8 protein-coding genes and 2 pseudogenes are annotated in these 10941 nt (G+C 71.1%); all 10 read left to right on the plus strand.

Annotation, left to right across the window (positions count from 1 at the left end; translation table 11 throughout):
* Positions 1–59 precede the first annotated feature (59 nt).
* Positions 60–1358: a dihydroorotase gene (locus BJF85_RS15165; protein WP_075848358.1), complete on the plus strand. Its 1299-nt coding sequence runs from the start codon at positions 60–62 to the stop codon at positions 1356–1358.
* Positions 1358–1891: a transporter gene (locus BJF85_RS15170; protein WP_075848360.1), complete on the plus strand. Its 534-nt coding sequence runs from the start codon at positions 1358–1360 to the stop codon at positions 1889–1891. Before BJF85_RS15165 ends, BJF85_RS15170 begins: the two co-directional genes overlap by 1 nt.
* Positions 1888–3011 (plus strand): annotated as a pseudogene (carA, locus tag BJF85_RS15175) (glutamine-hydrolyzing carbamoyl-phosphate synthase small subunit). The gene BJF85_RS15170 and the pseudogene carA overlap by 4 nt, the downstream one beginning before the upstream one ends.
* Positions 3011–6358 (plus strand): carbamoyl-phosphate synthase large subunit, encoded by a 3348-nt coding sequence (gene carB, locus BJF85_RS15180; RefSeq protein ID WP_075848362.1) that lies wholly within the window; start codon positions 3011–3013, stop codon positions 6356–6358. The pseudogene carA and the gene carB overlap by 1 nt, the downstream one beginning before the upstream one ends.
* Positions 6355–7221 (plus strand): orotidine-5'-phosphate decarboxylase, encoded by an 867-nt coding sequence (gene pyrF / locus BJF85_RS15185; protein ID WP_075848364.1) that lies wholly within the window; start codon positions 6355–6357, stop codon positions 7219–7221. The genes carB and pyrF overlap by 4 nt, the downstream gene beginning before the upstream one ends.
* Before the next feature lie 375 nt (positions 7222–7596).
* Positions 7597–7914, plus strand: a complete 318-nt coding sequence (mihF, locus tag BJF85_RS15190; RefSeq protein WP_030531795.1) for an integration host factor, actinobacterial type — start codon at positions 7597–7599, stop codon at positions 7912–7914.
* Positions 7911–8621: a guanylate kinase gene (gene gmk / locus BJF85_RS15195; protein ID WP_075848366.1), complete on the plus strand. Its 711-nt coding sequence runs from the start codon at positions 7911–7913 to the stop codon at positions 8619–8621. Before mihF ends, gmk begins: the two co-directional genes overlap by 4 nt.
* An 89-nt stretch (positions 8622–8710) precedes the next feature.
* Positions 8711–8986 carry a DNA-directed RNA polymerase subunit omega gene (gene rpoZ / locus BJF85_RS15200; protein WP_030531793.1) on the plus strand — a complete coding sequence of 92 codons (276 nt, stop codon included), beginning with the start codon at positions 8711–8713 and terminating at the stop codon, positions 8984–8986.
* 88 nt (positions 8987–9074) lie between these two features.
* Positions 9075–10298 (plus strand): bifunctional phosphopantothenoylcysteine decarboxylase/phosphopantothenate--cysteine ligase CoaBC, encoded by a 1224-nt coding sequence (gene coaBC, locus BJF85_RS15205; RefSeq protein WP_075848368.1) that lies wholly within the window; start codon positions 9075–9077, stop codon positions 10296–10298.
* A gap of 167 nt (positions 10299–10465) precedes the next feature.
* Positions 10466–10941, plus strand: a pseudogene (locus BJF85_RS15210) (S-adenosylmethionine synthetase N-terminal domain-containing protein); the annotation flags it as partial.

A 10941-nucleotide genomic window follows, 5' to 3' on the forward strand; every position in this document is an offset into this window, starting at 1 on the left:
GCCTTTTCCGGACATGGTGGTCGACGGGTGCGGGTGTCCCGCAGAAGACGGAGATGCGAATGTCTGAGGTTCTGCTGAAGGGTGTGCGCCCGTACGGCGAGGGCGACGGTGTGGACGTGCTCGTCGCCGACGGCGTGATCGCCGAGATCGGCGCCCCCGGTGCGGTCGCTGCGCCGGGGTCGGCCGAGGTCGTCGAGGCCGAGGGCCAGGTGTTGCTGCCGGGTCTGGTCGATCTGCACACGCATCTGCGCGAGCCCGGCCGCGAGGACACCGAGACCGTCGAGAGTGGATCGCGGGCTGCCGCCCTGGGCGGCTACACGGCCGTGTTCGCCATGGCCAACACCGACCCGGTCGCCGACAACTCGCTCGTCACGGGCCACGTGTGGCGCCTCGGCCAGGAGGTCGGCCTCGTCGACGTGTACCCGGTGGGCGCGGTGACGGTGGGCCTGAAGGGCGAACGGCTCGCCGAGATGGGGACCATGGCCACCTCGGAGGCCGGGGTGCGGGTGTTCTCCGACGACGGGCTGTGCGTGGCCGATCCGCTGGTGATGCGGCGGGCACTGGAGTACTCGACCGCCCTGGGTGTGGTCGTGGCCCAGCACGCCGAGGAACCGCGGCTCACCGACGGTGCGCAGGCCAACGAGGGCGAACGCGCGTCGCGCTTGGGGTATGTGGGGTGGCCGTCGTCGGCGGAGGAGTCGATCGTCGCGCGCGACTGCATCCTCGCCCGGCACGCGGGTGCTCGACTGCACATCTGCCACGTCTCCACGACCGGTACCGTGGACGTGCTGACCTGGGCGAAGGAGCTCGGGATCGACGTGACGGCCGAGGTGACCCCGCATCACCTGCTGCTCACCGACGAGCGACTCGAGACCTACGACCCGGTCAACAAGGTCAACCCGCCGCTGCGCGCCGAGCGTGACGTCGACCGGCTCCGGCAGGCGCTGGCCGAGGGTGTGCTCGACTGCGTGGCCACCGATCACGCGCCCCACGCCGAGCAGGACAAGTGCTCCGAGTGGAGTGCGGCGCGGCCGGGGATGCTCGGCCTGCAGACGGCGCTGTCGATCGTGGTGGAGACGATGGTGCGGCCCGGGCTGCTGGACTGGCGAGGGGTGGCGCGGGTGATGAGCGAACGTCCGTCGGAGATCGCGCGGCTGCCCGACCAGGGCAGGCCGCTGGCGGAAGGGGAGCCGGCGAACCTGGTTCTCGTCGATCCGGACGCCGAGTGGACCGTGCGGGGACCGGAGCTGGCAAGCATTGCGCACAACACCCCGTTCGAGGGGATGCGACTGCCCGCCGTGGTGACGGCCACGCTGCTGCGTGGGCGGATCACGGCTCGTGAAGGGAAGATTGACTGATGGAACGGCTGTTGCTCTCGCTGTTGTTCGCCGCGCTGCTCGCGCTGTGTGTGTACGGCATGTGGCGAGGCTGGCGACGACAGGCGCGGACGCAGAGTGTGCGCATCCCTCCGTTCCCGGAGCGCCCGGAGTCCCCGGGTGCGGCCGAGCTGGAGGAGTCGGGGCTCTACGTGGCGACGACGTATGCGGGGCACTGGCAGGAGCGCATCGTCACGCGCGGTGCGGGCCTGCGCGGCCCGGCGACCTTGCGGCTGCACGCCGACGGGATCGACGTCGACCGGGCGGGCATGCCCGGGTTCTGGATCCCGCGCTCGGCGATCACGGGCGTGGCCACGGGCCGCGGCATGGCCGGCAAGGTCATGGGCAGCAACAGCCTGTTGGTCGTGACCTGGGTGGTCGGTGACGGGGACGACGCGGTGGAGGTCGACACCGGCTTCCGCGCGGACGACCGCGGGGTCTATCCGCAGTGGATCGAACGCCTCGACGGCACGCAGGTCGAGGCCGGGCAGGGGAATGGAGGTGCCCAGGTATGACCGGCACACGTACACCGGCCGCACTCGTGCTCGAGGACGGCCGGATCTTCCGGGGCACCGCCTACGGCGCGAGGGTTCGGCGCTCGGGGAGGTCGTGTTCTGCACGGGCATGACGGGGTATCAGGAGACGCTGACCGACCCGTCGTACCGCAGGCAGATCGTGGTGCAGACCGCGCCGCAGATCGGCAACACCGGCTGGAACGACGAGGACGACGAGTCGAGCCGCATCTGGGTCGCCGGCTACGTCGTGCGGGACCCGGCGCGAAGCCCGTCGAGCTGGCGCGCGACGCGGGGGCTCGACGACGAGCTGCGCACGCAGGGCGTCGTGGGGATCTCCGATGTGGACACCCGCACGCTCACCCGGCACATCCGCGAGCACGGCGCGATGCGCGCGGGCGTGTTCTCCGGTGAGGGTCTGGCCGGGCCGGACGAGATGATCGCGGCCGTGACGGCGAGTCCCGCCATGGCCGGCGCCGACCTGGCCGGCGAGGTGACGACGGCGCAGCCGTACGTCGTGCCCGCCGCGGGCGAGGCCCGGTTCCGCGTGGCCGCCCTGGACCTCGGGATCAAGTCGAACACCCCGCGCCGGATGACGCAGCGGGGCATCGAGGTGCACGTGCTGCCCGCCTCGTCCACGGTGGACGATCTGCTGGCCGTCGAACCGGACGGGGTGTTCCTGTCCAACGGTCCGGGCGACCCGCAGACCCAGGACCACGCGACCGAGCTGACGAAGTCGGTGCTGCAGCGCGAGATCCCGCTGTTCGGGATCTGCTTCGGCAACCAGATCCTCGGCCGCGCGCTCGGGCTCGGCACGTACAAGATGCGCTACGGCCACCGGGGCATCAACATCCCGGTGATCGACGCGGCCACCGGCCGGGTCGCGATCACCGCGCAGAACCACGGGTTCGCCCTCGAGGGCGAACCGGCGCAGCGGTTCGAATCGCCGTTCGGCGCCGCGCAGATCAGCCACCACTGCCCGAACGACGACACGGTCGAAGGCGTGCGCTGCCTCGACGTGCCCGCGTTCTCGGTGCAGTACCACCCGGAGGCGGCGGCCGGCCCGCACGACGCCGACCCCTTGTTCGACGAATTCGTCTCGCTCATGGAGGCGCGGAACTGATGCCCAAGCGCACTGACATCGAGCACGTGCTCGTGATCGGCTCGGGGCCGATCGTCATCGGCCAGGCGGCCGAGTTCGACTACTCCGGCACCCAGGCGTGCCGGGTGCTGCGCGAGGAGGGGCTGCGCGTCAGCCTGGTGAACTCCAACCCGGCGACGATCATGACCGACCCGGAGTTCGCGGACTCGACCTACATCGAGCCGGTGACCCCGGAGTTCGTCGAGAAGGTCATCGCGGCCGAACGCCCGGACGCCGTCCTGGCCACCCTCGGCGGGCAGACCGCGCTGAACTGCGCCGTCGCCCTGCACGAGAACGGGGTGCTGGACAAGTACGGCGTCGAGCTGATCGGCGCCGACATCGACGCGATCCAGCGCGGTGAGGACCGGCAGAAGTTCAAGGACATCGTGCGCCAGGTCGGCGGCGACGTGCCCCGCAGCGCCGTGTGCCACTCGATGGAGGAGGTCCGCGCGACGGTCGCCGAGGTCGGTCTGCCCGTCGTCATCCGGCCCTCGTTCACCATGGGCGGGCTCGGCTCGGGCATGGTGCACACCGAGGAGGAGATGGAGCGCCTCGCCGCCCTCGGCCTCGAGGAGAGCCCCGTGACCGAGGTGCTCATCGAGGAGAGCGTGCTCGGGTGGAAGGAGTACGAGCTCGAGCTGATGCGCGACCGCCACGACAACGTGGTCGTCGTGTGCTCCATCGAGAACGTGGACGCCATGGGCGTGCACACGGGCGACTCGATCACCGTGGCACCGTCGATGACGCTGACCGACCGCGAGTACCAGCGCATGCGCGACGTCGGCATCGACGTGCTGCGCGCGGTCGGGGTCGACACGGGTGGCTGCAACATCCAGTTCGCGTTCAACCCGGACGACGGGCGCATGGTCGTCATCGAGATGAACCCGCGGGTGTCCCGGTCGTCGGCGTTGGCGTCGAAGGCGACGGGCTTCCCGATCGCCAAGATCGCGGCGCGGCTCGCGATCGGCTACACGCTCGACGAGATCAGCAACGACATCACCGGCGAGACCCCGGCGAGCTTCGAGCCGACGCTCGACTACGTCGTGGTGAAGGTGCCGCGGTTCGCGTTCGAGAAGTTCCCGGGGGCCGACCCGGAGCTGACGACGACGATGAAGAGCGTCGGCGAGGCGATGGCCATCGGGCGCAGCTTCCCGGAGGCCCTCGGCAAGGCGATGCGGTCGATGGAGACCAAGCGCGTCGGCTTCTGGACCCGGCCCGACCCGGAGGGCGCCACGGTCGAGTCCACTCTGGACGATCTGCGCACGCCGCACGACGGCCGGATCTACGCGGTCGAGCGCGCACTGCGGCTCGGCGCGACCCCGGAGCAGGTGCACGAGGCCAGCGGTATCGATCCGTGGTTCGTCGACCAGGTGGCGTTGATCGGCGAGGTCGGCGCCGAGGTCCGGGACGCACCCGTGCTGTCCGGTGACCTGCTGCGCCGCGCGAAGCGCACCGGACTGTCCGACCGGCAGATCGCGGCGCTGCGCCCGGAACTGGCGGGGGAGGACGGCGTCCGCTCGCTGCGTCAGCGGCTCGGCGTGCACCCGGTGTTCAAGACGGTCGACACGTGCGCGGCCGAGTTCGCCGCCCGCACGCCGTACCACTACTCGGCCTACGAGTCCGACCCCGCGGCCGAGACCGAGGTGACGGCCCAGCCGGACAAGCCGAAGGTGCTGATCCTCGGCTCCGGGCCGAACCGCATCGGCCAGGGCATCGAGTTCGACTACTCGTGCGTGCACGCCGCGCTGGCGCTGCGCGAGGCCGGTTTCGAGGCCGTGATGGTCAACTGCAACCCGGAGACCGTCTCGACCGACTACGACACCTCCGACCGGCTGTACTTCGAACCGCTGACGTTCGAGGACGTGCTGGAGGTCGTGCGCGCCGAACAGGAGTCCGGCACGGTCGCCGGTGTCATCGTCCAGCTGGGCGGTCAGACGCCGCTCGGCCTGGCCCAGCGGCTCGCCGACGCCGGAGTGCCCGTCGTCGGCACCCCGCCCGAGGCGATCAACCACGCCGAGGACCGCGGCGCGTTCGGCGAGGTGCTCACCTCGGCCGGGCTGCCCGCGCCGAAGTTCGGCACGGCGACCTCGTTCGAGGGCGCCAAGCAGATCGCCGACACGATCGGCTATCCGGTGCTGGTGCGCCCGTCGTACGTGCTCGGCGGCCGTGGCATGGAGATCGTCTACGACGAGTCCTCGCTCGAGAACTACATCGCCCGCGCCACCGAGGTCACCCCCGAGCACCCGGTGCTGGTCGACCGGTTCCTCGACGACGCCATCGAGATCGACGTCGACGCCCTCTACGACGGCGAGGAACTGTTCCTCGGTGGCGTGATGGAGCACATCGAGGAGGCCGGCGTGCACTCCGGCGACTCGGCGTGCGCGCTGCCGCCGATCACCCTGGGCCGCACCGATCTGGACCAGGTGCGCCGCTCCACCGAGGCGATCGCACGCGGCGTGGGCGTGCGCGGCCTGCTCAACGTGCAGTACGCGCTCAAGGACGACGTGCTGTACGTGCTCGAGGCCAACCCGCGGGCGTCGCGGACCGTGCCGTTCGTGTCCAAGGCGACCGCCGTGCCGCTGGCCAAGGCCGCCTCGCTGGTCATGACCGGCTCGTCGATCAAGGACCTGCGCGAGCGCGGGGTGCTGCCGGCCGACGGCGACGGCGGGGACCTGCCGGTCGACGCGCCGGTGGCGGTCAAGGAGGCCGTGCTGCCGTTCCACCGGTTCCGCACGCCGGAGGGCGACGGTGTCGACTCGCTGCTCGGCCCGGAGATGAAGTCCACGGGCGAGGTGATGGGCGTCGACACGGCGTTCGGCACCGCGTTCGCCAAGTCCCAGTCCGGCTCGTACGGCTCGCTGCCCACCAGCGGCACCGTGTTCGTGTCGGTGGCCAACCGGGACAAGCGTTCGCTGGTCTTCCCGGTCAAGCGGCTCGCCGACCTGGGCTTCGAGGTCGTGGCGACCGCGGGCACCGCCGAGGTGCTGCGCCGCAACGGCGTCGACTGCCGCGTCGTGCGCAAGCAGCACGAGGACGAGGCGGCCGAGGCGGCCGGCACGGCGAGCACCGTGGACCCCGACGGGCCGAACGTGGTCGACCTGATCCTCGACGGCGCCGTCGACATGGTCATCAACACGCCGTACGGCAACAGCGGGCCGCGCATCGACGGCTACGAGATCCGCAGTGCGGCCGTGGCCCGGGGCATCCCGTGCGTCACGACCGTCCAGGGCGCGTCGGCCGCGGTGCACGGCATCGAGTCGATGATCCGGGGCGACGTGGGCGTCCGGGCCCTCCAGGAACTGCAGGCGGCGCTGCGGGCGCAGTCGTGACCGAGCGGTTCGGCGCTCGGCTGGCCCGCGCGGTCGCCGCGCGCGGGCCGCTGTGCGCCGGGATCGACCCGCATCCGGGCCTGGTGTCCGAATGGGGGCTTCCGGGTGATGTGAGCGGTCTCGACCGGTTCGCCCTGGGCGCCGCGGAGGCGCTGGCCGAGCATGTGGCGGTCGTCAAACCGCAGTCGGCGTTCTTCGAGGCGCACGGCTCGGCCGGCGTGGCGGTGCTGGAGCGGGTGATCGCGCGCTGCCGGGAGGCCGGGGCGCTCGTGCTGCTCGACGTCAAACGGGGCGACATCGGCTCGACGATGGCGGCCTACGCCGCGGCGTACCTGTCCGACGACTCGCCGTTGGCGGCCGACGCCGTCACCGTGTCGCCCTACCTGGGCTTCGGGGCGCTGGAACCGGCGTTCGCGGCCGCGGAGGCGTCCCGGCAGGGTCGGGGCGTGTTCGTGCTCGCCCGCACGTCGAACGTCGACGGACAGGCGCTGCAGACGGCCGAGGTAGGCGGGGTGGGCGGAATCTCGGTCGCCCAGTCCATAGTGGACCAGGCGGCCGGGCGCAATGCCGGCGTCGACCCGCTGGGCGACGTCGGGGTGGTCGTGGGTGCGACGAACGTCCCGGGTGAGCTTCGCCTCGCTGGGCTGAACGGCCCAATTCTGGCGCCCGGTTTCGGCGCCCAGGGGGCGACGGCGGACGACCTCGCGACGGTGTTCGGAGACGCTCTGTCGGCGGTGCTGCCCGCCTCGTCACGGGCCCTGCTGCGGGCCGGTCCGGACCCTGCGGCGATGCGCGCACAGCTGCGTCTGGTGCAGGACGAGCTGGCCGGGATCACCGCCGGTGCCGGCGGCTCCCCGGCGTGATCCGGATGGGGGAGTCCGGTTCGCGGAAGTGAATGGATCCCCAGGTCCACCGGGATTTTGATCTTGCACTACGCTGTCGACGAAGATGGCGCGGCGGGGGTACGCGGTGTCATCGTCACCGCCTTCCGGGAGGCGGAACCCCGGCTTGTGGCGATCGAGGAGGGTGCCACGGGTAGGGTCTTCCCGGATCGCGTGCCGCGGCCCCCAGTCGCGGCACAGGAGCGACACGGCGGGCGCCGAAGGACCGGCCGGTGCCGGGAATTCCCGGGCCTTACCGGCCCGGGTTCAGCGCTCACCCCCGCATTGTGAGTCCAGGTCAGGGGTGGGTACGGTCGCCACACCCACCCAGAATTTTGAGTAATACCGGAGGAAAACGTGGCACTTCCCCAGCTCACCGAGGAACAGCGTGCTGCGGCGCTGGAGAAGGCCGCCGCCGCCCGTCGCGCCCGCGCGGAGCTCAAGGAGCGGCTCAAGCGCGGCGGTACGACCCTCGCTGATGTGCTGAAGCAGGCCGACGAGGACGAAGTGCTCGGCAAGATGAAGGTCTCCGCGCTGCTGGAGGCCCTGCCGGGTGTGGGCAAGGTACGTGCACAGCAGACGATGGAGCGCCTCGAGATCGCGGCCAGCCGTCGTCTGCGCGGCCTCGGTGAACGGCAGCGCAAGGCGCTGCTCGCCGAGTTCAGCGGCGAGTGAGCGAGCAGCGACAGCGCGGCTCGAACCAGGCCGGCGTGCGCGGCGGCCGTAGGGCATCCGGTGAGCCGGTGTCGGGCACGTCCGCCCGGCGCCGGCTCACCGTCGTATCGGGCCCGTCCGGGGTCGGGAAATCGAGCGTCGTGAGCGAACTGCGCCGCCTCGATCCGGACATCTACTTCAGCATCTCCATGACCACGCGCGCACCGCGCGAGGGCGAGGTCGACGGCGCGCACTACCACTTCGTCGACCGTGCGACGTTCGACGAGATGGTCGAGCAGGGCCGCTTCCTCGAACACGCCGAGTTCGCGGGCAACTGCTACGGCACCCCGCGCGGCCCCGTCGAGGAGGCGCTCGAATCCGGCAGATCGGCCGTGCTCGAGATCGAACTGCAGGGCGCCCGTCAGGTTCGCCAGGCCATGCCCGAGGCGCAGCTGGTGATGCTGCTGCCGCCGTCGTGGGGCGAACTCGTCGACCGGTTGACCGGCCGTGGCACCGAGGCCCTCGAGGCCGTGCAGGCCCGGCTGGGGGAGGCCGAGCGTGAACTGGCCGCCGCCAGCGAGTTCGACGCGCAGGTCGTCAATGCCGACGTGACGACCGCCGCGCGGGAGTTGTTAGACTTGGTCGACGGTGCCTCCGGGGAAGCCGGAGCCGCCGACGACGCCGATGCCTCGGACGTTTCGGACGCCTCCGATTCGTCGCGACCCTGAAGCCCCGGGGCCGTGGAAGCACCGGCGCCGACGAGAATCATTCCCACCAGACATCTTCGCGACACCGCTTTCGCAGATTCGGAGCAGTAGTGACCGCGTTCACGTTGGGCCCGCAGAGCGAGCAGCTCGAGGGCATCACCAACCCGCCCATCGACGACCTGCTCGACAAGGTCAGCTCGAAGTACGCGCTCGTGGTCTACTCGGCCAAGCGGGCCCGCCAGATCAACGACTACTACGCGCAGCTCGGTGAGGGCCTGCTCGAGTACGTCGGCCCGCTCGTCGAGCCGGGTCCGCGCGAGAAGCCGCTGTCGATCGCGCTCCGCGAGATCCACGCCGGTCTCCTCGAGCACACCGAGGGCGAGTAACCACCACGGCGATGCCGGGTGTCCAGCCCGAACGCGGCGTGGTGGTGAGCACGTTGCGCTCGGGCGCGTGTCCCCGTAGGACCTACCTATGAAGCGGATCGTTCTCGGGGTCAGCGGCGGCATCGCGGCCTACAAGGCGTGCGAGGTCGTGCGCGGACTCACCGAAAGCGGCCACGACGTGCGGGTCGTGCCCACCGAGGCGGCCCTGAACTTCGTCGGTGCCGCCACCTTCGAGGCGTTGTCCGGACACCCGGTGCACACCGGGGTGTTCACTGCGGTGTCCGAGGTCCAGCACGTGCGGATCGGCCAGGAGGCCGACCTCGTGCTCGTCGTCCCGGCCACCGCCGACCTGCTCGCGAAGGCCGCGCACGGCCTGGCCGACGATCTGCTCACCGGCACGCTGCTCACCGCGCGGTGTCCCGTGGCGTTCTTCCCCGCGATGCACACCGAGATGTGGGAGCACCCCGCCACCCGCGACAACGTCGCCACCCTCCGTGCGCGCGGCGCGGTCGTCGCCGAACCGGCCTCCGGCAGGCTCACCGGCGTCGACAGCGGCAAGGGCCGCCTCGCCGACCCCCGCGAGATCGTCGACCTCGCCCGCCTGCTGCTCGCCCGCGCCGATGCGCTGCCGCAGGACCTCGCGGGCCGCCGTGTGGTCGTGTCCGCGGGCGGCACCCGCGAGCGCCTCGACCCGGTGCGCCACCTCGGCAACCGCTCGTCGGGCAAACAGGGCTACGCCCTGGCCCGCGTCGCCGCGCAGCGCGGTGCGGACGTGACGCTCGTGTCCGCGCACACCGACGCACTGCCCGAACCGGCCGGCGCCCGCATCGTGTCCGTCTCCAGCGCCGCCGAGCTCGGGGACGCCGTCGACGAGGCCGCGCGCGAGGCCGACGTCGTCGTCATGGCCGCCGCCGTCGCGGACTTCCGCCCCACCGGCTCGGCCAACCACAAGATCAAGAAGAGTGACGACTCGCCGGACCCGGTGATCGAACTCGCGCGCAACCGCGACATCCTCGCCGACCTCGTCCGGCAGCGACGCCCCGGCCAGATCATCGTCGGTTTCGCCGCCGAGACCGGCGACGAGCACGGCAGCGTCCTCGACCACGCCCGCTCCAAGCTCAAGCGCAAGGGCTGCGATCTGCTCGTCGTCAACGCCGTCGGCGACGGCAAGGCGTTCGACACCGAGGACAACACCGGCTGGTTGCTGGCCGCCGACGGCGCCGAGGAGCAGATCCCGCTGGGCGCCAAATCGCAGCTGGCCGCCACCGTGTGGGACGCCGCGGCGCGCCTGCTCGGCGACGCCACTGCCTGACTCGCTGCCGGGGCGGACCCGCCGTGACCGGCGGCGTCTCACATGGCAGGACTGGCGCCGTGCCGCCGATAGGGTGACAGTGGCTTCAGTCGTCTGTAGGCCTCGGCGAGTACTCAGCGACAGAGGCCGCAGCGAACGAGTCCCCAGCGAAAGGTGAGGTGCCGCCGGTGCCCGTCCAGCGTCTGTTCACGAGTGAGTCCGTGACCGAGGGTCATCCGGACAAGATTTGTGACGCGATCAGCGACACGATTTTGGATGCGATGTTGTCGCAGGATCCGCGGTCGCGTGTCGCGGTGGAGACGTTGGTGACTACGGGTCAGATTCATGTGGCTGGTGAGGTCACGACGGCGGCGAACGTGGATGTGAACGCGTTGGCTCGGCAGGCGGTGCTCGACATCGGGTATGACTCGTCGGAGAAGGGTTTCGACGGCGCGTCGTGTGGCGTGAATGTGGCGATCGGTGCCCAGTCGCCGGACATTGCGCAGGGTGTGGACACCGCCTACGAGTCCCGCCTCGAGAACGCCCTCGACGACCTGGACAAGCAGGCGCCGGTGACCAGGGCCTGATGTTCGGTTACGCCTGCTCGGACACTCCTGAGTTGATGCCGTTGCCGATCGCTCTGGCGCACCGCCTGTCGCTGCGG

Source organism: Saccharomonospora sp. CUA-673, from assembly GCF_001942305.1.
Taxonomy (GTDB): domain Bacteria; phylum Actinomycetota; class Actinomycetes; order Mycobacteriales; family Pseudonocardiaceae; genus Prauserella.

Excerpts from the sequence above, each read along its gene's own strand:
- coaBC (WP_075848368.1), top strand. The coding sequence starts at position 9,075 with ATGAAGCGGATCGTTCTCGGGGTCAGCGGCGGCATCGCGGCCTACAAG.
- carB (WP_075848362.1), top strand. The coding sequence starts at position 3,011 with ATGCCCAAGCGCACTGACATCGAGCACGTGCTCGTGATCGGCTCGGGG.
- BJF85_RS15165 (WP_075848358.1), top strand. The coding sequence starts at position 60 with ATGTCTGAGGTTCTGCTGAAGGGTGTGCGCCCGTACGGCGAGGGCGAC.
- BJF85_RS15170 (WP_075848360.1), top strand. The coding sequence starts at position 1,358 with ATGGAACGGCTGTTGCTCTCGCTGTTGTTCGCCGCGCTGCTCGCGCTG.